We start from the raw sequence: 24416 nt of genomic DNA, 5'->3' as shown, positions 1-24416 counted from the left end.
CTGTTTCTGCAAATATAAGCATTTTATCCGCTTATGCAACTTATAATCAGGGATTTAATTTATAGAAGTCCCCTTTAGTTAATAAAAAAAGCTTCAATTTGATATTTATCTCCTTCTTTAGTACTAAAAGAAGAATATAAAATAGCAATATCATTACTACTTTGCTCTAAAGATGTAATTCTTAAATCTTCAAAATATTTATATTTACCATGAACGATATCATTTGCTACTTGAGTGGATACATATATAGTTCCCCAATAAGAGTTACTTTTTTCATTTATCTGAAAGCCTTTAATAGTTTTCTCTATATCAAATATACCCTTACTTTTAGCCTTTTCTATTTCATGCATCATATAATCATTATTTACTTCTTCTCCATTATAATACATGTCTTCTGCTATAAGACCACCCAACTCTACTAATAGAGATATAGCCATTCCACAGCTGCCTGTTACACCTGGTAAAGAAACAGATAATGGTTTCGAATTATCGCTTGCATTCATATTTGTTACAGAAGAAAAGATATCCCAATATCCTATACCTTTAGAGAGCAAATTCAAAATCGTGACTCGTGCACCGTTGTTCGCAAAATATTCATATTCGTTTATTCCTTTTGTTGTTAATATTTTTCCATCTCCAGTTCTTGTAGTCCAGTTTCTACCTTGTTTAACATAGACAATTTTTCCATCAGTCGTATAATAACTACAATCGTACACTTCTCTACGACTTCCATCACTTAGACTTTCATATACTTTACCTTCGTTATTTACCATATACCCTTTTGCAAGTTTTGCAAGAGCTATTTTATTTTTATAAAATTCTATAGTTTCAGCAACTTCCTCGGTAATCTTATCTTTTATTTCATCCTCTATAAACTTTATGAAAAATAGCTGTTCACCATTTTTTGTATATACTTCAGGCATTCCTGAATTTATATATGACGGTTTAATAAAAAGATCCCGGTCTGATACCTTTACATTTAAGAAATCTTTTTTTGATTTTGGCAAACATGTATCATTCATATTAGATGATGTTACCTTCCAATATAATTCAAGAACCCCTCCATCTTCTTCTACATCTTTAGTCCATGTTTTGGGAAGTTGAAGCTCTATTATAGCATAGTCATTTCGTATCTGCGTTCCAGCTGTTTTTATATTTCCATCAAATCTGTATTTATCGGGATAAAGATAGTCTAAGAGAAAAAGTTCTTCCAGGTTATATAATTGTAAATCTATTTGAGTACCACTAGGGACACCAGTTGTCTTGATTACAAAATATACAGTGTCTTCAAGCCTTGCTTCAGTAATTTTATATTGGGGGTCATAACTTTTTTTATTTGACCACCATCCTGTAATCTCTCTTATACCTAAATGGGCTTTACCACGTATCTGTGGGGAGGTTATCTCAATTCTCTTCATGTTGCTCTGTTTCAAATTTAAAATTTTCAATGACTATAATCCCATCTCCATTTATTATACCTGAATGTTTTGCACATCTATAAGTACCTGAATCTTCAAATTTAAAATTCAAATCTACTCGCTTTCCAACAATAGGAGTATCAACTTTCACATATAAAGTAAAAGGAAAATCCGGAAAAGAATCTTTTTGAATTGTATTGTTTCCATCAATCCAATATGCATCTGTAATCTTTGTTGAAGGCGCCTCTACTGATTTGATTATAATTTTAGAAACGTACTTTTCTTTAAATCTCACCCACCCAAAACCATAAGTGGTTTCAGGTCGTCTGTCCATGCGAACGAACTTGTTAATATCAAGACGCAAAGTAGAAATAGTAAGCAAAATACTCATAGGATAACCGTTAGCATTCATCTTTTCCTTATAACGGGTAATATAGGCTTCCTCAAATGCAAGTTCACGGAATACATGTACATCATCCTGCACAAACTGGATTCTACCAGAAACAGGGCAAGGCTCATATTCTTCCCATGGAACATAAGAAACCTTCCTTGTCTTATCCGATAACATGGTTTCCAGAATAGAATTGTCGTAACTTGACTCAAGGACGACATGAATATCACCGCCCTTTATTCCGGTAACAGGCTTTCCCTTGAAATCCGGCACTTGATAAAAATCATAAGAGAATCCCAAAGCATTATACTTATGACCGTTTATTTCCAATAGAACCTCTGCCGCCATATAATTCAATATTAGATTAGTAATATCCCAAATATACGAAATAGGATGAAATATATTTGAATTGAATTAAAAGAAAATAAATAAATGTGCTGCACAGCATATTTAGTGAGGGATATTCGGGAACATTTTGGGAACACATTCTAAAAGAAGAAAGGCTTAAATATTTGATAATCAAATATTTAAGCCTTTACTAAGTACCCAGACCCGGGGTCGAACCGGGATGGAAGTGAATCCACTGGTGTTTGAGACCAGCGCGTCTACCGATTCCGCCATCTGGGCGCATACTTGATTTCTCAATTGCGGTGCAAAGATACGACATTATTTTGAATCTACAATAGTTTGGCAAAAAAAAGGAGAAAAAAATAATAAAACATGTCTTAAACGCTTCTCTATTCAGAGAATAAACCGTACATTAGCAGAAACTTTAAAATAGAGTCACTGTCATGACAAACAAGGATAATTATTGCGTGATTATGGGTGGCGGCATTGGCAGCCGCTTTTGGCCGTTCAGCCGCAAAACATTGCCCAAACAATTTTTAGATTTCTTCGGAACCGGTCGCTCACTCTTACAGCAGACTTTTGACCGCTTCCAAAAGGTTGTTCCAACAGAAAATATTCTTATCGTTACCAATGCAATGTATGCGGACTTAGTGAAGGAGCAGTTGCCGGAGGTGAGCGAAGATCAGATTTTACTGGAACCCGCAAGAAGAAATACCGCTCCATGCATAGCGTGGGCTTCCTATCATATCAGAGCACTGAATCCAAACGCCAATATCGTAGTCGCTCCCTCGGATCACCTGATTTTAAAAGAAGATGAATTTCTTGCCGCTATTGAAAAAGGACTGGATTTTGTTTCACGCTCGGAGAAACTGCTGACATTAGGAATCAAACCCAATCGCCCCGAAACCGGATACGGATATATACAAATCGACGAACCTGCCGGAGATAACTTCTACAAAGTAAAAACATTCACTGAAAAACCGGAACTGGAATTAGCCAAAGTTTTTGTGGAAAGCGGGGAATTTTATTGGAATTCCGGACTGTTTATGTGGAATGTAAATTCTATCATCAAGGCAAGCGAGGAGTTATTGCCCGAACTGGCTTCCAAGCTGGCACCCGGAAAGGATATTTATGCCACTGATGCGGAAAAGGCATTCATTGAGGAGAATTTTCCTGCATGTCCTAACGTGTCCATTGATATAGGTATTATGGAGAAAGCGGATAATGTATATGTATCCCTGGGGGATTTCGGTTGGTCTGACCTTGGAACTTGGGGGTCGCTTTATGATTTATCGGAAAGAGACATGGAAGGTAACGTTACGCTGAAATGCCATTCACAAATCTATAACAGTAAGGATAATATGGTGGTGCTTCCAAAAGGAAAACTGGCCGTAATTGACGGATTGGAAGGATATCTGATAGCAGAATCGGACAATGTCCTGCTGATTTGCCGCAAAGACGAAGAACATGCCATCCGCAAATATGTGAATGATGCCCAAATGCAACTGGGCGATGATTTTATTTAGTAGATTCACTCAAAGGCCGGAACAAAAAACAAGCCGGATAAGATAATCATATACCAATAGTAAACGGTGAACCCACTGCTAGTAATCATGCAGTTTGTTCACCGTTCTCTGTTTTTATAATCGAATAAAACTTTGTGTGTCTCTTGAATCAACCGGACATTCTTAGATAATCTCTATTCCCTGCTCCTTGCAAAGTTGCAGTCCCAAATCTTTTAATCTGAATTTCTGAATCTTTCCACTGCCTGTCATCGGGAATTCATTTACAAAGAATACATATTTGGGGATTTTATAACGGGAAATCTTATTTCTACAGAAGTCGCGCACATCTTCCGCCTGCATCGTCACTCCTTCATGCAGGATGATAAATGCACCGACAGCCTCACCGTATTTCTTGGAAGGGACACCCGCCACCTGAACATCTTTCACTCCGTCAAGTTTATAAAGGAATTCTTCGATTTCACGCGGATAGATATTCTCGCCGCCACGAATAATCATGTCTTTGATACGTCCGGTGATCCGGTAATTTCCATCTTCGTCCTTTATACCCAAATCACCGGAATGAAGGAAGTTATTGGCATCGAGAACCTCGGCTGTGGCTTCGGGATTCTTATAATATCCTTTCATGGTGTTATAGCCACGGTTACACATTTCGCCTTGTACACCTACCGGACATTCTTCACCCGTCTCCGGGTCAAGCACTTTCACTTCTGTAAATTCGAAATCACGGCCTACTGTATTGCAACGTACGTCAAACGGGTCGTCAATGCGGGTGGCAGTCATACCGGGAGCGGTTTCTGTGAGTCCGTAGACGCTGGTCACTTTCATATACATTTTCTCTTCCACCTGCTTCATCAGCTCGACAGGGCACAATGAGCCTGCCATAATACCTGTACGAAGACAAGACATATCAAAAAGGTCGAACATCGGATGATGCAACTCGGCAATAAACATGGTCGGCACTCCGTAAAGAGCCGTACAACGTTCCTTATGAATAGAAGCCAATACGACCAACGGGTCGAAGCGTTCTACCATTACCTGCGTGCAACCATGAGTCAGACAGTTCATAGTAGCTAGTACAACTCCGAAGCAATGGAATAACGGCACGCAACAGCAAAGTTTGTCGTCTGCCGTGAATTTCATATGTTCACCGGTCAGGAAACCGTTGTTGGCAATATTATAATGTGTCAGCATCACTCCTTTCGGGAAGCCGGTAGTCCCTGATGTATATTGCATATTTACTACATCATGGCAGTCCACCTTACTTTTGAGTTCGCTCAAGCAATCATCTTCGACATTATCTCCCAACAGCAGAATTTCAGTCGTGTTATACATCCCACGATGTTTTTCCTGGCCGACATACACCACGTTCTTCATGTATGGGAAACGCTCACTCTTCAAATGCCCGCGTTCGCAGGTTTTCAGTTCGGGGAGCATGGTGTAGGTCATCTGTACAAAGTCACTGTCCTTTTCACCATTAACGATGCAAAGGGTATGCATATCCGAGTTCTGACAAAGATATTCAAGCTCGGACTGCTTATAGTTCGTGTTTACAGTAACATATACCGCACCAATCTTTGCACAGGCATATAGTAATGTCAGCCAGTCGGGTACATTCGCTGCCCAAATGCCGACGTGCGTACCCCGTTCCACCCCAATGGCGATAAGTCCTTTTGCCATGTCATCCACGCGGCGGTTGAACTGGCTCCAGGTAAAACGGAGATTGCGGTCGGAATATACGATATATTCTTTATCAGGAGTCTCTTCAGCCCAGTGTTCGAGCCACTGTCCCAAAGTACGGTCAAATAATTGCATGTAGCTAGTGATTAATTGGTTAGTGATTAATGAATAACCGCCGATTCGTTAAATCGGCGTATAAACTACCGCAAGGATTTTGGCGGCTTGTCCCTCATAAGCATGTACGTGATGGGGAACAATGGAGTCATAATAGATGCTGTCGCCTTCTTCAAGCAGATAGGTATTCTTGCCATAACTGATTTCCATGATACCTTCCATGACCATAATAAATTCTTCGCCTTCATGTGAAGAAAGTACGAAGTCGGTATCTTCCGTCGGCATCACGTCGATGATAAACGGTTCCATGTGACGATCCGCTTTCGACTTGGACAGGGAATGGTACTCCATATGTTTGCGGGAATGAATCGCATTATTGGAGAAGCTGATCGCATCTTTGGCTTCTTTCTTACGACATACCACCGGGCCTACTTCATCCTGATCGTCAAGGAAAGTGCCCAAACGAACTCCCAATACGCGGGCAATCTTAATAAGCGGCGCAAGAGAAGGAATATCGATATTGTTTTCGATACGCTCGATCTGTTCGATGGCCAGACCGGAACGTTGTGCCAACTCTTCTATGGTAATTGATTTATCTTCCCGAAGGGCTTTAATCTTTTCGCCGACAATTTTACTGGTATCCATATTGTAAGTATTTTAGTTATCAAAGGTGATAAATTATAATAATTAGGTTGCAAAAATAACAAAATCTTTAGATGAGCACAATTATAATCAAAGAAAATATGACCATTCGACAGAAAAAGAAGAAACAAAAAAGCCGTTCCCCATAACGGGAAACGGCTTTTAAACTTTTCGCGGCAAGTAGATTACTTACGCAAACCGAGCTCTTTAATGATGGCGCGATATCTTGTGATATCTTTTGCCTTCAAATAGTCGAGTAAGCGACGACGCTTACCTACCAACATCGTTAAAGCTCTCTCTGTACTATAATCTTTTCTGTTGAGCTTCATATGCTCAGTCAGGTGAGAAATACGGTAGGAAAACAAAGCTATCTGCGCCTCTGATGAGCCAGTATCAGTGTTAGACTTTCCGTACTTTCCGAAGATTTCTTGCTTTTTAGCAGCGTCTAAATACATAATTCTTAGAATTTTAATATAGTAAATTATTCTTTTGAGCGTGCAAAGATAGGGATTATCTTTATATCCCACAATGATTTACAAGAAAAAATTGCTGGCATTGCATATATTTCTAATCCTTATTTCGTACCTTTGCAGCCAAATAATAGGTATTATATGCAAAATATTAGAAACATTGCAATCATTGCCCATGTCGACCATGGGAAAACAACGCTGGTTGACAAGATGCTATTGGCGGGAAATCTGTTCCGCAACAACCAAAATAGTGGTGAACTTATCCTGGATAACAACGATTTGGAACGCGAACGTGGCATAACGATTCTTTCCAAAAACGTTTCCATCAACTACAACGGCACCAAAATTAATATTATTGATACTCCGGGACACAGTGACTTCGGTGGCGAAGTAGAACGTGTGTTGAATATGGCCGACGGCTGTATCCTGTTGGTAGACGCCTTCGAAGGCCCGATGCCACAGACCCGTTTCGTCCTGCAGAAAGCACTGGAAATCGGCCTGAAACCAATCGTGGTAGTAAATAAGGTAGATAAACCCAACTGCCGTCCGGAAGAAGTGTACGAAATGGTTTTCGACCTGATGTTCAGCCTTAACGCAACGGAAGACCAGCTGGACTTCCCCGTTATCTACGGTTCTGCCAAAAACAACTGGATGAGCACAGACTGGCAACATCCGACCGACACCATCACTCCGCTGCTGGATTGTATTGTCGAGAACATTCCCGCTCCGCAACAGCTGGAAGGGACTCCGCAGATGTTGATTACCTCTCTGGACTATTCTTCTTATACGGGTCGTATCGCCGTAGGACGCGTACATCGCGGCACATTGAAAGAAGGCATGAACATAACGCTTGTGAAACGTAACGGTGATATGTTCAAGAGCAAAATCAAAGAACTCCATGTTTTCGAGGGTTTGGGCCGCGTCAAAACAACAGAGGTTTCTTCCGGTGATATTTGCGCATTGGTAGGTATCGACGGATTCGAAATCGGAGATACGGTTTGCGACTTTGAAAACCCGGAAGCATTGGCACCGATTTCTATCGACGAGCCGACCATGAGTATGTTGTTTGCTATCAACGACTCTCCTTTCTTCGGCAAAGACGGTAAGTTCGTGACTTCACGCCACATTCACGACCGCCTGATGAAGGAACTCGACAAGAACCTCGCCCTCCGCGTAAGAAAGAGTGAAGAAGACGGCAAATGGATTGTTTCCGGCCGTGGCGTACTTCATCTTTCCGTATTGATCGAGACGATGCGTCGCGAAGGATACGAATTGCAGGTAGGTCAGCCGCAGGTTATCTTCAAAGAAATAGATGGTGTGAAATGCGAGCCGATTGAAGAATTGACAATCAACGTGCCGGAAGAATATTCAAGCAAGATTATCGATATGGTCACCCGCCGCAAAGGTGAAATGGTAAAGATGGAAAATACAGGCGAGCGTATCAATCTTGAATTTAACATGCCTTCACGCGGTATCATCGGATTGCGTACGAATGTACTGACTGCTTCTGCCGGTGAGGCTATCATGGCACACCGTTTCAAAGAATACCAGCCACACAAGGGAGAAATCGAACGCCGCACAAACGGCTCCATGATTGCTATGGAAAGCGGAACTGCTTTTGCATATGCTATCGACAAACTTCAAGATCGTGGTAAGTTCTTTATTTTCCCGCAGGACGAAGTTTATGCAGGGCAGGTAGTAGGTGAGCACTCCCACGACAATGACCTGGTAATCAACGTTACTAAATCAAAGAAACTGACCAATATGCGTGCTTCCGGTTCGGATGATAAAGTTCGTCTGATTCCGCCTATCCAGTTCTCACTCGAAGAAGCACTGGAGTATATCAAGGAAGACGAATATGTGGAAGTCACTCCGAAAGCGATGCGCATGCGCAAAGTGATTTTGGACGAAATTGAACGTAAACGTGCGAATAAAAATTAATCCAACTTAGATTCTATATATTTGAAACGGGGAACAGAATTATCTGCTCCCCGTTTCTTATTTAAGGAAAGCTATACAACCAAGTTGTATGCCGTGCCGAACTTCTTAATAAAACATAAGCCCGACTACACCTGCCAGACAAATCAACAGAATAGGATGAAGCTTCCACTTCCACGTCACTAAGAAAGCGACCGCAAAAATAGCTATGCTCTTATAGTCGATAAAATTCTCCCTGTTCATCATAAGCAATGCCGCCGAAGCAATCAGCGCAACCGACATGGGAAGCAGACCGGACATGGCAGCTTTGATATATTTGTTGTCCTTACACTTGGCAAAGAAATAGGAAATGAGCAACACCAGAATAAAAGAGGGCAAACAAACCGCCACAGTAGCTATCACAGCTCCCCAGACACTTTGTGTCACCGCATAGCCGACATAAGTGGCACTATTTATGCCAATCGGCCCCGGAGTCATCTGCGAGATAGCCACTACATCCGTAAACTGTTGGGGAGTCAGCCAATGATGCAGGTCTACTATTTCGTGCTGGATAAGGGAAAGCATCGCATATCCGCCACCAAAACCAAACGTACCTATTTTAAGATACACCCAAAGTAACTGCCAATAGATCATACCTGTTTACTTACTATTTTTTCTTTCAACCACAATGTATATACTAATCCTCCTATAATCCCTGCCAATACGATATAAACAGGCGACAAACCAAACTGCCAAATCAGAACGGTAGCTATGGCAGGAGCAATCAACTGAAAATATTTCAGTTTCAGAGCCCTCGCAGCCGAAATACAGGGATACAGGATCAATGCCACCACCGCAGGACGTATTCCGTTAAAGATACGAATCATTATTTCATTGTCCTGAAACCGGGCAAAAAACATCGCTATCAACATCATAATAACAAAGGAAGGAAGAATAGTAGCCAATGCACACACCAGGCTTCCGCCAATCTTGTATAGTTTATAACCCACAAAAATAGAAATATTCACCGCAAACACACCCGGAAGTGATTGTGTCAGAGCAAACATCTCCATAAATTCCTCTTTACTCATCCATTGTTTCGCCACGATCTCCCGCTCAATCAACGGAATCATGGCATAACCTCCACCAATCGTAAACATTCCTATCTTTGCAAATGTCGCAAACAGTTTTAAATACTCCAATACCATTCTTTCTTCCTTTTTCCCGCTTCTTAGTTTAGTTCTTAATCAGGCCTTTCTCCGCATCATATTTAATCTGATAATTCCGTCCTTTTACAGTTTTGAAAGTCAGAGACTTATCCGCATATTTTATTACACAGTTTCCTCCTGCACCGGAATGCACCGTAGCTTCTTTCAACTGATTATTCTCCCATACCATATCTATCTCAAAATTTCCTTTTGCACAGACACCGCTGACAGAACCATTCTTCCATGCATCGGGCAAAGCAGGCAACAACTGTATAAACCCCATATGACTTTGGAGCAACATCTCGGTAACTCCCGCTGTCCCGCCAAAATTTCCGTCAATCTGGAAAGGCGGATGGGTATCCCAAAGATTATCCATCGTCCCGTTCTTCAGTAAATTGCCGAACAAGGTATAAGCATGGTTGCCATCCTGCAAACGTGCCCATTGGTTCAACTTCCAGCCCATACTCCAGCCGGTAGCCCCGTCACCACGATGTACCAGTACTACTTTGGCTGCTTTCGCCAGTTCAGGAGTGGTAACCGGAGAAACTGTACGCCCCGGATGCAACCCGAACAAATGATTCACATGACGATGTTCATCCTTCGGATCATCAATATCTACCGACCATTCCATCAACTGGCCGTAACGTCCTATTTTATAAGGGGCAAGATTGGCAAGTACATGTTCCCATTGCTTGCGTTCCTTCTTGTCTACACCCAGCACTTTGCTCGCTTCAATAGCATCCAGCAGAATTTCACGTACCACAGCATGCACAAAAGTTGCTCCCTGGTCGATAGGGCCATGTTCCGGCGAAGTAGAAGGTGCTGCCGTATACGTACCGTCCGGCTTATGCCACAAGTAATCAACGGCAAAATCCGCACTGCTCTTTATCAAGTCATATCCTGTTTCTTTCAGAAATTTCACGTCTCTTGTATAGTCATAATACTCCCAGATATGAGTAGCCAGCCAGGGCCCCGCCATCGGATTGAAGTTCCAGGACATATCCTGGCTTTCCAAAGGAGTGGTAAACCCGAATATATTGCCGGAGATAGAAGCCGTCCACCCGCTCGCACCAAAATAAGACAGTGCAGTCCTCTCACCCGGCTTCACTAATGTACGGATAAAATCCACCAAGGGAAGCACGCACTCATTCAGGTTAGTAGAACAGGCAGGCCAGTAGTTCATCTGAATATTGATATTATTATGGTAATCTACACGCCACGGGCCGTCTACATTATTATGCCATATACCTTGCAGATTGGCAGGCATATTTCCCGGACGGGAACTTGAAATCAACAGATAACGCCCGAATTGATAATATAGCTCTTCCAGATAATAATCCGGTTGTCCTTTCCTATAATTCTTCAAACGTTGGGAAGTAGGTAAGTTTACCATCTTTGCCGTAGGATTCAACCTTAATTTCACTCGGTCAAACAAAGCGGAATAATCAGCATAATGCTGATTAAACAAAGCTGTATATCCTGACGAAACGGCATTCTCCATCCATTGCCTTGTCGTCTCTTCCGGATTGACACCTATATACGCTTTCGGATCTTTAAAATCCGGATCAAAGTTAGGTTTATAGTCCGTATCCGCCGTAATGTAGAACACAACTTCATCCGCTCCCTTCACTGTCAGTTTTCCATCCGCATTTGTCAATGTCCCGCCTTTAGCCTCAGCTTGAATACGTACCACATACTTCATTCCGTTATTATCCAAAGAGGCGGAATACACCAGACCGCCGCTACCGTCAGCAGCCATACTTCCTGTAGATACAGGGTTCGGAGCATAACTGAATATCAGGTTTTGTTTTCCCGGCTGGTCTGCGCTGAAACGTACCACCATCACATTAGCCGGGTAAGAAATAAAATAATTACGCTGATAAGCTACCCTATCTTTCTTGAATTGCACGACTGCCATAGCAGAATCCAAAGACAAGATACGTTTGTAGTCACTCATTCCGATGATATTCAATCCGGTTTCTACATAAAATTCTCCCATCGTAGTAAAGCTACCGAAACGGAAAGGATTTTCTCCGTCAGCTTCATAAGACACTTCGCTATTAAAATTCTGCCGTGTCAGCATTTCAGCTTTCTTTTGATCGCCTTCTGTAAACGCCTTACGTATCTCATCTAAAACAGGAGCGGACTGTTTATTGACATTCCAGTAATAATCCGCGCCTTTTGCCGTATTCGGGCCACCACGCCAAAGCGTCTTTTCGTTAAAAGTAATACGTTCAGCCTCTACCGAACCCATTATATTGGCGCCCAAGCTACCATTACCAATCGGTAATGATTGCGATTCCCAAGCAGCGTCCGGGTTACGGGCTGTATCACCGGCTGTTTCCGGTTTATTTTCGCCTTTCCACATATCCGGTCTACCACCATACCATACAGCATGTCCCTGTAATGTATTGGGAGTATCAAACCAGACAGCAAGTCCTTTTGTATAGTCCGTATCTTCTGCATGAGCGCCGGGCATGGCACATAAAAGACCGACAAAAAGTGAATAAAGTAGTTTCATCATCGTAACATAAATTTAGGATTAATATTGTAAATCACAATCTGCACAAAAGTAGTGAAAAACCATTACTTTTGTGCAGAAAGAAACAAAGAATTCTCAAAATAAAACGTTCTATTTCAAATAAATCAACCAGCCTTTTCGGGGTTCGATACTGATTTCATCATTTGCCGCCCATTCATGCGCCGGTTGCATATCTTTTATTTCAGGGGCAGTCAGACGCGCTTTCTGTGAATCAAGCCCCAATTGCTCCCAATCCACCTTCAAACGAACCGCTTTCACCTCATCAGAATAATTTCCAATTGACAACAAAGTACGCCCCTGTTTACGGTAGGCCGTCACTTTCACCGCTTCGTCCGAAGTTGTAACAGCCGGATACTGCTCCCAGAGTCCAAGCATAACAGCATCGGCAATACCGAACTCGTCCCAGATTTCCCAAACCGGACGAGGATCACAGTTTATCCCTTCCGTAAACCAAGGATAACGTACAGTCATTCCATATTGCATTCCCAACCAACGGTTTCCTCCACGGTAAAGCATATCTCCCGTTAATCCGAATGGGATACCGGAAGATTCGACCAGCCAATTGGCAGGAGTCATCTTATTGTATAAGAAACTTTCACCAAACCACAGCTTATCCACATACGGGAAAAACTCCGCATATTGGTTGGCAGGTCCCCGGGAAAATCCGGTATTCGAATGCAAATCGATCAAACAACCAGGTTTCACACTCTCCATTGCACGGCGCATCCGCTTCAATATACGCCGGTCAAAAGACACGTCATCCAGATAGATACCATCGATATCCAGATTGCGGACCATCCAAGCCAGCCCTTCAATATAATAATTATACCATCGGGAATCCCCCTCGGCTGTCAGGACAGCGGCATCGGCAGCAATGCCTTGTTTGTTGTCATACTCAAAATGTTCATACCATTGGGGCGTATAGTCCGTCACCAGATGTTCACGCAGCCAGGCATAGCCATTTCCGTCACCCCCTCGTAGAATCTCATGTCCCAGACTACGGATAGCCCATATTTCCGACACGGCATTACTCAATTCCCGAAGTGTATAGTACATCTTTACTTTGCATCCCTTCTTATGCCATTCGCCGATAAACTCCTTCATCTTATCCACTGTCAAGAATGGATAGTTAATGAACGGGTTGTAAGGATTACCCTGATGCACATTAATGATGCGCACCCCTGCTTCAAGGTCTGCCTGTGTAGGAGTAGGCTTGGGACCGTTGTGATAATAACGGTTGGTAAACTGCCCTTTCATATCCAGCGGTTTCACCGGAGTAACGAGCATGGCAAAGTCGAACGTTACATCTTTGCCAGCTTCCAATGTACGCTGACCGCTATAAGCCACAGCTACCGTCTCACTGGTTTTCCGATGTACAGAGAAACCTCCTTTTCCACCGTTATACCAACTATCCGGATAAGCCGGACGATAAAGGTTCAATAACGGTCCGCTATACGTACTTCCCCTAAACTCGCAATGAAGTCCCGCATGCTCATTTCCAATCCAGAAACTATCGAACGGCCATAACCATTGCTGTTCTTTTGAGGTAGGGATGGACACTCCAAAATGATTCACTGTCTTTTCAGGCGCATCCCACTTTCCTTCATATTGTTGAGGAGTCTCTTGCCCCGGAAGTCCCATGCCGAGAAAGTAAGCACCCACTTCATCTTTTACCGGGATTTCCAGACGGATGTCTGCCACCTCTATTTCCCTTTTCGGTACAATGGTATATACATAATTCATCCAGCCATCAAATTCAATGACCTCCTTGCACGAAATTCGAAGTTCCTCATCTTCTGCCGCCCAACTGCCGGTCACATGCCCTGCTGTCTGTTCCTTTAGCACAGGAGCGGCTTTCAGTTCCTTCACTCCATCCACCGTCCGGATAACGAAACGTATCGGACTGGCAAGAACATCCGTACCCCATGATAAGATTTGCGCAGGCAGTCCTGTCTCTTCACTCACCGTCACCGTACGTCCCAGACAACCGATACGATTTTCCGTCACAGTGAGAGGCATATAAGGATTTGTAGGAGTATCAGCAATACCTAAAGTAGAATTCAGCCACCGAAGGCGGCTATGTCTCCACAACTCACTGTCACCACGATCAGCAAGCGGTTCACCTGCGATACGGATACGAAGAGGAATCGTTCCTTCATTTCCATCAGCATCCATAATCTGCAACACCCCTTCATAAACACCCTTCTTTTGCGAAGAAGGAACATCTATGCCAAACCATAATGCCTGTACATGACCTTTTTCAATATCAATTTCTTTCTGAAAATGATTGCCGTAAGGGTCGGTACCCTCCACATTAAAACAAGTGATAGCTGTGGCAGGAATCATCTCTCCGCCACATTTCAAGTCTGATACCTTATAGGCTATTTTATGTATGGTTTTCCCGGAAGCCCACACTCCTGTTTGAAAAACATAATATTCATTAGGAGCCGCTTCGCCAACGAAAGCATCGCCCTGACGTTCAGTCAACCATTTGAACGGAATGTTGTTTTGCATACGGACAGGATTCTTCCGATCCTCCGGAAAAAGGCAGAAAGGCTTCGGATTCGTATCTGTATATGCTTTCTTTTCTGCTTCAGTGGCAGTTACTTCCATCGTATAGAAACTGTCAAATGCGGTCCGCGACTCTACCCGGAGAACTTGCGCCAACGGATGCTTCTTTGATTTCTCCGCTTGTGTCAGCCAAGTTGCTTCCGGAGCTTGTTCACGAGGCAAGTACCCTCCGCCACAGAATCCATAACCATGCTGCACCCGATAAGGCAAATAATAGAAATAATACATGCCTTTATCCTTCACCGGTCCAAAAAGAAGCCGGCATTTTTCATTATTGACTTCCATTCGCCTGATGTTCTGCACAGTATCTCCCGTAACGGCATTTACAATCAACAAACGGCTCTGATCTACATTTTTGTCCGGACGGCGCCATGTAAAGTCAAGAGCGACTACTTGTGAAAGCTCATCTACCCGGAGCACTGCCCGATGATTACCAAAAGATTCATTCCATGAAGTCTGTGGCACTTCATATCGGCAGAGAGTTTGTGACTTGTTTTGTGCAATTGAACCGAATCCTGACATTAACAGAATAAGAGCCCAAATCAATCGTTGTTTCCTCATAATAATTGGTATAATATAGTTTATATTTTTAAGGTCATGCAGGATATCCGGAAAAACCGGGCGCTCAGGAGAATAGTAAAGAAAGACGAACCGCACTATTATCCTATTCATTGTACCATTTTTTAGATTTTCAAAAAAACACGGTGCTTATACATTATTCTCAGTATCAAAAAGACGATAAGATAATTTACAAAGCTCAACCATACTGTATAATAGCTTCCAAGATATTGTTCCAGGCCATAACTGACAGAAGCAGCTACAGAACGGAAATTAACGACTTCACCTAAAATATAGGCAGTGATAGAGTTCATACCATAAATTTTCAGCCAGTTCAATCCATTGGTATGCCCTTTATAGTCAATCCAATAATAAAATAATCCCATTAATAAGAAGCAAAGTCCACCTGAGAACAGAGTCATGCTACACGTCCACAGCCGCTTAATAACAGGCATCTGCAGACTCCACAGCAGAGATATCCCTATAAATGCCATGCCCAACAATAATAAATGCTGCACTACCCGCTTTCTGTTTTCTTTTCCCTCTTTCATTATTTTTCCTGCAAAAGTACCCAGCAATACCGTTACACCGAAAGTCAGGCTGCTCCATATCCAAGTATAAGTATAACCAGGAGAAAAATACCAATTTCCATCTTCTCTCCAATATACACCATCCCGGAAACGCCCCAATACTGCCTGGTCGACTTTTTCCGCAAAGTTGCCTGCCGGAGTATAATCCCCCAAAAAAGTCATTGGAATCCAATAAACAACAAGCAGCAGCAGAGTAATCAGGATCTGATACTTGAAAGAACAGTGAAGCAAAATAAATGCCGCAATGAGATATCCTGTCGCTATCGCCTGCAACGTATTCGAATATAAATAAAGGTATTTAGGATTTAACCCTAGCAAATTTCCTTGCACAATCATGCCAAAGATAAATAGTATAATAAACCGCCTGAAAATTTTCCGGTAAACAGGCCCTTTATTCGGTTCCTCCCTGAACTTGGCAAAGGAAAAAGGCATAGAGGCTCCTGTCATAAAGAGAAAAAGCGGCATCACAAGATCCCAAAACCGGAAACCAATCCAAGATTCATGATCAAACTGATATAAAATATCATTAAGCCACGGAAGATTCAAACGTTGCCCCAAAGCCACAAATACAGGTTGGAAGAAAACTAAAAGAAAAAGGTCGAAACCTCGCAGGATATCGAGCGATGCCAAACGTCCGGAGACTGGAGACAAAGGTGTATTCATAAACAATCTAATTTTCAAATTAAAAAGGAGCCGTTGGCATAACGTGCTTGAACACCACTCCAACGACTCCCAAGACCTCAATAGTTTGATTTCAGCTTATTTGTTACAAGTATAGAAAATAATACCTATTTATTCAATACAACTTTGACAGTCCATGTCTTTTTAGTTCCATTTGCAGCCATGACACTATATCTACGTTCTGAGGTCCAATCGCCCGGAGCCCCTAATTTCGGAGAACCGTCCAGTGGCGTCACGCGCGCCGCAGTAGATACATTAAAATACACAACCAGATTGCTCAGTGATACTTTTGCACGTTCGGCATCAGTAAAACTTCCACTAGCAGAAGGGATAGTAAAAGTTGCGGTGGCAATAGCTTCGTCCCCGTTGATGTCATTAGACTTCTCCAATTCTTTTTCCGCTACCTTAAACTCACCCGTCAAAGCATCCTTTTCCGTAGTATAATAACGGTGATATGCACCTACCGAGGTTATTTCCGCTTCTTCATAAGCCTCAAGTTCATCTTTACATGAGGAAACAAATGGCAGGCACAACAGTACAAGCAACCATTTTATGTCTGATAATTTAATTCTATTCATTGTTTTTATTTCATTGATTAGTAATTCGAATATTGGTTATCATTCTACCACAGAGGATTCTGGTCTTGCTCTGTAATAGCAGAGTTTGCATTAATCAAACTTTGCGGAATCGGATATAGGTATCGTTTCTTGGAGAAAGTACGGTCGGCATTTCCATATCCTTGTGTACCGATAAACATACGATGACGGTCACTGCTGATTTCAATAAATGTAGCCGGAGTACGCAATTCTTTGATAACCTCACTTCCTGAGGGTTGTCCGTCATTAGCTTCTTCACCATATTTACCCCAGCGCAACAAAGACCAATAATAATCACCTTCCATCGGCAATTCCACATGACGTTCAATCTTATAGTCTTTCCATGCCTCCGCCAACGTTGCGGCTTCGGATTCTGGCAGACTACCATGCACAGTACGTGTCTGATTGAAAGTAGCCACAGCCTCTGATAATTTTGAAGGTTCATTCTTTGCCAGACAAAGAAGAGCTTCAGCCTTATTCAACAAAGCACGTCCATACCGAAAAATAACATAATGATAATCAGTAGGTACATCATAAAAGATACGCCAGTCATTAATATAACCCCCCTTTCGCCATAAATAGTTGGTAGAACCCATTTCGGCTGTTCCCGGAGCCTCGCCCAAGCTGCAACGTTGCAGATTTCCAGTCTTATGCATCGTTACTAGTTCTCCATAATATTCGCAGGAATCCTGTACGATTGTTGCATAGAAACGTTTATCACGATGTGTATACATAAAATCATTAATATGCGTTTCCAAATCTTTGTCTTTCGTCTCATAAGCCAAAGAATGTTCGTCCAATTCATCTGCATTTACTGCCAGATCTCTTACTGCGTCATTAGAAATAACGTTGGTATTATTCACAAACTGGGAAGTTGTATTCCATTTTTTAGCTTCATTCGTCAATTGGTCAATGACCAGATAATCATCCACAAGGTTCTGCGAAGGAGAATGTTCCAGCCAACATTCGAACACCCAGTCTCTTTTGAACAAAGGACCACGCCCCAACTTCTTCAGATTGTCATTTCCCTGATTAGGAATTACCATCTGCATATAGGTATCACCACCATTCGTATTTTCTTTACTGAAAGATCGGGCTAAAATAATCTCCGGCGAAGAATAAGGACTTTCCTGATTAAACATTCCACCATAATTAGCATCTAAGGAATAACCCTGAATAGCATCTACTGCGGCTACAGCCTGTTCCCATAATGTTTTCTTTCGCGCAGCATCTGTACTGTAAGCAGCAGCCGTCAGACATACTTCCGATTTCAAAGCCCGGGCTGCATTAGCATTGGCACGTCCGGCAGGATATGTCTCCGGTAATCCAGCCATTGCATCATTCAGATCATTCAATATCAGATCATAGGTTTGGTCAACAGACTCAGTAAGAGGAAGATTAAACTCATCGTCCACCTGTAGTACTCTATCTATCCAAATCACTCGTCCACAGTGTTTCGCCTGATAATAGTAAATCATAGCCCGAAGCATTTTTCCTTCAGCAATCAGTTCCTTTTTATCCAAATCTGATAAAGATGTAGAATTGGATGCCTGCTCAATAATCAAGTTACACCGACGTATAATACTAAATTTGTTAAACCCAAAGTCATGCTCCCGATTTATCAAATCACGTGCCTCTCCCGGACAACTCTGCCGCAGAATTGTATTCAAAGTTATCTGATCGTCTCCCCAAAAGTCATGATACAATCCTAAAATATCAGGGTATGTACGCAGCACAAACGCATCGGCAGTAGACCGAGTAGCCCAAACCAATTCTTCCGAATAAGTTTCCGTTGGCTTCGTATCCAAAAAATGTTCACAACTTTGCAGTGTTAACATTCCTCCTAAAAGTACAGGAACTATATATTTTATTAATTTCATATTCTGTGTTTTTAAAGTTATTAGAATCCAATGTTAAAACTAATCGAATATACCCTGCTGACAGGATAAGTATATAAATTTGTATCACCTATTTCAGGATCTATGTCATATTTGGTCGATCCACTAAAAGTCAACAAGTTATATCCACTCAGGGAAACATCACATTTTGTTATCCAAGGAACTCTCTTCAATACTTTATGTTTTAAGTCATAACCTATATTCAAACTTTTCAAGCGGATATAGCCTGTATTAACCAACCAAAAATCAGATGAACCATAATTATTACTTCCATTGTATTTCGTGGTACTCCTCAGACGCGGGAAATTCGCATCACGATTATCCGGTGTCCAGACGTCTTTCTGAAAATCATAGATTACAGACAAATAACCGTAATCAGACCCTTGTCCCTGAAGTTTGTCTCCAAAATAGAAATCCTTCGCCGTAGCTCCCTGCCACAACATATTCATAAACCAACCTTTATAATTAAGGTCTACACTTATCCCATACTGTCCGCGGGGAGAAGAGTTTTTACCGATACGATGCTGGTCGTTACCATCAATTATACCGTCCCCATTGAAGTCGTAATACTTGATATCACCGGCCCCCAAGTTAACCGAGTTCTGCCGTTTAGGAGAGTTCATCACATCTTCCTGATTCTGATAATATCCCAAAGACTCATAGCCGATACCCCAATACCCCTTTGCATGAGTGGTACGTTTATAGGGATTCTTCAAGTCAGTCTCCGCTTCATACGGGTTATTCATCCAAAATGAATCGAAATAGGTAAAGTTGGCACTGACAGCATATTCAAAGTCACCTCTCTTTTCTTTCCACTGCACTAAAAATTCACCTCCCTGGCGAATACTTTCACCGTCGGACTTCACTTGTGGCAACGAAGTTCCTAACGGATCAGTATATGCCACATTAGAAGGAGAAGTCAGGTATCCCTTTGTAGACATACGGAAATACTCGACAGAACCAGACAACCGGTTATCCAAAGAAGCAAAATCCAAACCTATGTTCGTACTGCGAGTCGTATACCAAGAAATATCCTTGCTAACTAAAGCTCCCTCGGAAAACCCCGGATAAAATTTACCTCCCAACAAATATCCACGTTCATCCAAATTATAAGACTGCAAGTAAGAATAAGCAGAAATATCATCCAAACCAATTTCGCCATAAGAAGCCCTAATCTTAAACAGATCCAAGATGTGGCGATCTTTCAAGTTTTTCCAAAATGGTTCTTCAGATAACACCCATGCTGCCGAACCTGCATAAAAGACTCCCCAACGTTTTCCTTTAGGGAAATTATCACTGCCGTCATAACGCATACTGCCTTCGACCACATACTTGCTTGCGTAATCATACTTCAAATGAGCTACCAGGCCGGCGCGGGCACGTGTACCCTCAGCAGAAGAGTTTGTTGCCGTAGCAACAGGTCCCGGATTAATCTGGTCTACATCCAACAAGTATTCTTTTCGTCCCAAATATGCATTATCATACATAAATTTATTGGCTTCAATACCGGCCGTAGCGCTAACGGTATGTACCGCATTAAAAGTACGATCATAATTAGCAAAAGCCTGTACGGTATATGCTGACATATTCCAATAGCTCTTCTCCAGAGACGGTTTGCTTGGAGTATTCGGATTTCCGTCCCAGTCATATAAAAGCGGCGACTTCTTCCAGTCCTTCTGCCTGTCGGCAGTCAAACGGTAATTGCCTAATGCTTTCAGTCTTAATCCTGCCACCCAAGGTACCGCCCATTCCAATCCAATATTGGCTTTAATCGTGGCAATCTCCCCTTTGCTATATCCTGCGTCCGGCGAGATTTCCGCCAGTGGATTATCCGGTATATTATTTAATTGCCCATATTGGTTATACGCATTCTCCCAAGGTAACTTATTCTGAATATGGCTCCATACACTACCATAACTACCTCCCGTAGTACTCAATGGAGAGCGGCTTTTTGTCAGATAGCCCTCAATACCGGAAGTCACCTTTACACCTACTTCCTTAAAATCCGCGATAAGGTTGGTGCGGTAATTATAACGTTGAAGATTATTCGTATTATTCTTATAGATAGATTGCTGGTCATAGTATGAGAATGATGTATATGCCTTTACCTTCTCACTACCACCGGTCACAGTCAGCGTGTGACGTTGTTCAGGGGCAAATGTATTCATCGCCAGTTTTTGCCAATCCACATCGGGGTAATGATGAGGATCGGAGCCGTTTGCAAAAAGTTCCATTTCGTCCGCATTAAAACGCTCTTTCATGCCGTCATTTGCCAACCCCTGATTCAGATAGTAAGCAGCATCATATGAATTCAACTTATCAGGCATAATCGTAGGTTGGCTCAAATTATAGTTGAAACTATAATTGATACTCATTTTTCCTGCCTTCCCCTGCTTGGTCACCACCATGATAATACCATTTGCTGCACGTGCACCATATACAGCGGTAGAAGCGGCATCTTTCAGTACAGACATCTGTTCCACATCTTCAGGATTCAAATTCTGGAAATCACGCTCCTCACAAATAACGTCGTCGATAACAAACAACGGGGTAGCGCCACCACGAATAGAAATGGAAGAATAATTATTAATACCACCCCCGGATGTATTTACTATCAATCCCGGCGCACGTCCGGCAAGGCTCTGTGTAATGTTAGCAGTGGGGACTTTGGCCATGTCCTCGGCATTCACGCTGGCAATAGCGGCAGTGGTCTTGCGCTTGGAAGTCGTACCGTATCCCACAACAATCACTTCATCCAATGCCTTGGTATCTTCTTCCATATAAATACTAAGATGCTTTTCCTTACCGACAACAACTGTTTTTGTCCTATATCCGATAAAGGAAATTTCAATAATAGATCTTGAAGGCACTTCCAATTTAAATTTCCCTTCCAAATCAGTAATAGTGCCGATAGTTGCATTCTGCACTTTTACGGAAGCACCGATAATCGGTTCTCCCGATTCGTCAAGCACCACGCCGGTAATATTTTCCCTTCTTTTACCTTGCTGCTGCACACTTGCCTCATTTGAGGATTTTTCCGTTTTTGTCAAAACAATATGAGTTCCCTCCACTTGATAGGAGACATCTTTTCCTGCAAATAACTTAGCTAAAACGCTATTGACCGCCTTTGCATTGACATTAATCGAAACCGGACGTTTCACATTGACATCGTTGGAATAAATAAATAGATAATTAGTTTGATGTTCTATCTCATTCAATACATCCAGAAGTGTCACATTACTTCTTTTAATGGTAACTTTCGCCGTCTGGGAATTTACGTCATTGGCTAAAGCACAGAACGAACAGAAGAACAATAAGAATGTAGTTATCCGCATAGCTCTATAAAATAGGTTAACATGGGGATTTTTTAGTTTATAATCGTCCCCGATTGATTTATTTTTCATATTTTTACGATTAGATTTTATTAAAAGTTTTTTCACTCTCGGGTGAGAAGATTTATCTCACGATCGGCAGGTATTGGTAGTACTTGCCGATTCCGTTATCAGGCTGCTTCCATTTATTTACATAGGCATTTATTTTAAATTGAACAAATTATTTCAGATAGATTACACTAGTCTCTTCATCCCGCCGGAACGAAAAGCCAACCTCCCTTTGAAGTACCCGCAATGCATAATCCACTCCGTCAATCAACCTGAACTTTCCATTCAGCTTCGGATTGGCCATTTGTGGATTTTCTTTCACAAAGCGAACGTCATAATAGATCTCAAATTGTTTCAAGACGTCTTCAAACGACAGGTTCTTGAAGCAATAAAGCCCGTCACGCCAACGGTAAATATCCATATCATCAATGTGTTTGCGAGTAAGGATGCCATTTTGCAGCACCGCTTTATCTCTTGGATAAAGTGTCATATCTTCATAAGCTGTATGCACTTTCACTCTGCCTTCTATCAGAGAAGTTTCAAAAATATCCGTAGTTGCATAAGCACTTACATAAAACTTAGTACCCAACACTTCTAAATCTCCTTTAGAAGTCTTCACTATAAATGGTCTGTTTTTATTCTTACTCACTTCAAAATAAGCTTCTCCATCCACTTTCACAATTCTTTCATCGAAAGCTTTGAAACTTTGCGGATATTCCATTTTAGTTTTGGCGTTCAACCAGACTTTTGTTCCATCAGCCAATGTAAGACTGACACGCTGCCCTTGAGGAACAATGACGGTGTTCATCGTTTCATCCCTGAAAGACTGCTGTAAGAAATAGGTAGTTACATATATTGTCAGAAGTACGATTGCAGCAACACCCGAAAGAGCAGCAGCAATTCTACGCCATGGAATATAGAATCGGGGACGGACTTTTTTATATGCCAGATCACCATGAAGAAGAATGGCATCAAAAAGTTTCCGCTCACGGAAGAACTCCTGACGGTTTTCATCGGATTCCTCTATCCAAAGACGAATCTTCTTTTCCTCCTCAAGTGTTGTCTCCTTATTAAAGAAACGATATAAAAGTTCTCTATTCAAATTCATTGTAGCTTATATAAAACAGCATAAAAACTATGTCCTTTTATACTTAAGCACACAATGGAAAGAAATCCCTAGTTAATAGATATTAAAACATTAATGATAGATAAGATAAATCAAAAGAGGTAAGAAATCTTTCAAGGTCTTTCGCAAGGATTCTGTAGCCTTACTCATGTGGTATTCAACACCTTTGACGGAAATGCCCATCTCAGAAGAAATCTCACGATAGCTTTTTTCTTCAAAACGCCGCATAATAAAAATTTTCCGCGTAGTTTCCGGTAACTTAGCAAGTGCACGCTCCACCAGTTGCTTCATTTCTTTCGACAACAATTCTTCCGGATTACACGCTTCCAAAGTAGAAATTCGCATGGATTGTTTCCACATTGCATGTTCCTGTAATTGCTCTGATGCCGCGTAATAATATTGGCGATCCCGAAGATAATTCAAGCACTTGTTTTTAATGGCAGTAAAAATATAAGCAGAAGGATTCACCCCTAATCCTAGACGCGTCCTGTTCTCCCAATAATACATCATAGCTTACATCACAATGTCTTCTGCTTCCATGTAATCGTCAACATAAGTATAAGCAAAACGAACAAATCGTTGGTGGTACTCCGCAAATAGCTTATTAAACGAGAGAAGATCGACATTGTTATTACTTAGATTCATTTACTTTAATTTTAGAAAGCTATCAGGTTTCAACTTTGTTCGGTTCTTCGTCAAATTCCGTGCTTTTTTATGTGCTAAATCCATTAATTTTAGCAAACAGTAATTTTATGTTTGCCCT

Annotated in this window: 17 protein-coding genes and 1 tRNA gene; 2 read left to right on the top strand and 16 right to left on the bottom strand. The window is 41.8% G+C overall.

Annotation, left to right across the window (positions count from 1 at the left end):
- Positions 1 to 74: 74 nt before the first annotated feature.
- The 3 genes from AB5443_RS24680 to AB5443_RS24670 all read right to left on the bottom strand — a co-directional run bounded on the left by AB5443_RS24680 (position 75) and on the right by AB5443_RS24670 (position 2436).
- Positions 75 to 1418 carry a hypothetical protein gene (locus tag AB5443_RS24680; protein ID WP_217291595.1) on the bottom strand — a complete coding sequence of 448 codons (1344 nt, stop codon included), beginning with the start codon at positions 1416 to 1418 and terminating at the stop codon, positions 75 to 77.
- A complete protein-coding gene (gene tssD / locus AB5443_RS24675) occupies positions 1405 to 2157 on the bottom strand; it encodes a type VI secretion system tube protein TssD (RefSeq protein WP_217291594.1) in 753 nt (250 codons plus the stop codon). Before tssD ends, AB5443_RS24680 begins: the two co-directional genes overlap by 14 nt.
- A gap of 195 nt (positions 2158 to 2352) precedes the next feature.
- Positions 2353 to 2436, bottom strand: a tRNA-Leu gene (locus AB5443_RS24670).
- Between the two features lie 164 nt (positions 2437 to 2600).
- Between AB5443_RS24670 and AB5443_RS24665 the strand changes: the two genes are divergently transcribed.
- On the top strand, positions 2601 to 3683 hold the full coding sequence (locus tag AB5443_RS24665; protein ID WP_044656077.1) for a mannose-1-phosphate guanylyltransferase: 1083 nt from the start codon (positions 2601 to 2603) through the stop codon (positions 3681 to 3683).
- Positions 3684 to 3845: 162 nt separating this feature from the next.
- Here the strand turns inward: AB5443_RS24665 and AB5443_RS24660 are convergent, their stop codons facing one another.
- From AB5443_RS24660 to rpsO, 3 genes are all read right to left on the bottom strand, one after another.
- Positions 3846 to 5495 (bottom strand): AMP-binding protein, encoded by a 1650-nt coding sequence (locus AB5443_RS24660; RefSeq protein ID WP_195661670.1) that lies wholly within the window; start codon positions 5493 to 5495, stop codon positions 3846 to 3848.
- Positions 5496 to 5543: 48 nt separating this feature from the next.
- On the bottom strand, positions 5544 to 6119 hold the full coding sequence (locus tag AB5443_RS24655; protein ID WP_044653488.1) for a helix-turn-helix domain-containing protein: 576 nt from the start codon (positions 6117 to 6119) through the stop codon (positions 5544 to 5546).
- Positions 6120 to 6301: 182 nt separating this feature from the next.
- On the bottom strand, positions 6302 to 6571 hold the full coding sequence (gene rpsO, locus AB5443_RS24650; protein ID WP_073347320.1) for a 30S ribosomal protein S15: 270 nt from the start codon (positions 6569 to 6571) through the stop codon (positions 6302 to 6304).
- A gap of 156 nt (positions 6572 to 6727) precedes the next feature.
- Here rpsO and typA point away from each other — a divergent pair, with 156 nt between their 5' ends.
- Positions 6728 to 8527 carry a translational GTPase TypA gene (gene typA, locus AB5443_RS24645; RefSeq protein ID WP_022139709.1) on the top strand — a complete coding sequence of 600 codons (1800 nt, stop codon included), beginning with the start codon at positions 6728 to 6730 and terminating at the stop codon, positions 8525 to 8527.
- A 105-nt stretch (positions 8528 to 8632) separates the two neighbouring features.
- Here the strand turns inward: typA and AB5443_RS24640 are convergent, their stop codons facing one another.
- The 10 genes from AB5443_RS24640 to AB5443_RS24595 form a co-directional block, all read right to left on the bottom strand.
- On the bottom strand, positions 8633 to 9157 hold the full coding sequence (locus tag AB5443_RS24640; RefSeq protein ID WP_022139710.1) for a chromate transporter: 525 nt from the start codon (positions 9155 to 9157) through the stop codon (positions 8633 to 8635).
- Complete coding sequence (locus AB5443_RS24635) at positions 9154 to 9711, bottom strand: chromate transporter (protein WP_277135490.1); 558 nt, start codon at positions 9709 to 9711, stop codon at positions 9154 to 9156. The genes AB5443_RS24640 and AB5443_RS24635 overlap by 4 nt, the downstream gene beginning before the upstream one ends.
- A gap of 28 nt (positions 9712 to 9739) precedes the next feature.
- Positions 9740 to 12232 carry a glycoside hydrolase family 95 protein gene (locus AB5443_RS24630; protein ID WP_277135498.1) on the bottom strand — a complete coding sequence of 831 codons (2493 nt, stop codon included), beginning with the start codon at positions 12230 to 12232 and terminating at the stop codon, positions 9740 to 9742.
- A gap of 111 nt (positions 12233 to 12343) precedes the next feature.
- Complete coding sequence (locus AB5443_RS24625; protein ID WP_277135491.1) at positions 12344 to 15385, bottom strand: glycoside hydrolase domain-containing protein; 3042 nt, start codon at positions 15383 to 15385, stop codon at positions 12344 to 12346.
- A 122-nt stretch (positions 15386 to 15507) separates the two neighbouring features.
- Entirely contained in the window at positions 15508 to 16635 is a 1128-nt protein-coding gene (locus AB5443_RS24620) for an acyltransferase family protein (RefSeq protein WP_277135492.1), read from the bottom strand.
- 125 nt (positions 16636 to 16760) lie between these two features.
- On the bottom strand, positions 16761 to 17231 hold the full coding sequence (locus AB5443_RS24615; RefSeq protein WP_044655744.1) for a hypothetical protein: 471 nt from the start codon (positions 17229 to 17231) through the stop codon (positions 16761 to 16763).
- Between the two features lie 44 nt (positions 17232 to 17275).
- Positions 17276 to 19129, bottom strand: coding sequence for a RagB/SusD family nutrient uptake outer membrane protein (locus AB5443_RS24610; protein ID WP_368114567.1), 1854 nt, complete (start codon positions 19127 to 19129; stop codon positions 17276 to 17278).
- 20 nt (positions 19130 to 19149) lie between these two features.
- The gene (locus AB5443_RS24605) at positions 19150 to 22551 is read right to left on the bottom strand and encodes a TonB-dependent receptor (RefSeq protein WP_368114566.1); all 3402 of its coding nucleotides are present in this window, start codon (positions 22549 to 22551) and stop codon (positions 19150 to 19152) included.
- Positions 22552 to 22699: 148 nt separating this feature from the next.
- Positions 22700 to 23635, bottom strand: a complete 936-nt coding sequence (locus tag AB5443_RS24600) for a FecR family protein (protein ID WP_368114565.1) — start codon at positions 23633 to 23635, stop codon at positions 22700 to 22702.
- A gap of 90 nt (positions 23636 to 23725) precedes the next feature.
- Complete coding sequence (locus AB5443_RS24595; RefSeq protein ID WP_368114564.1) at positions 23726 to 24163, bottom strand: RNA polymerase sigma-70 factor; 438 nt, start codon at positions 24161 to 24163, stop codon at positions 23726 to 23728.
- Between the last annotated feature and the right edge of the window lie 253 nt (positions 24164 to 24416).

This window comes from Bacteroides sp. RTP21281st1_H5_RTP21281_210402 (assembly GCF_040918965.1).
Classification (GTDB): domain Bacteria; phylum Bacteroidota; class Bacteroidia; order Bacteroidales; family Bacteroidaceae; genus Bacteroides; species Bacteroides congonensis.
The sequence above is the reverse complement of the archived record's forward strand: the minus strand, read 5'-3'. Positions and strand labels throughout refer to the sequence as shown.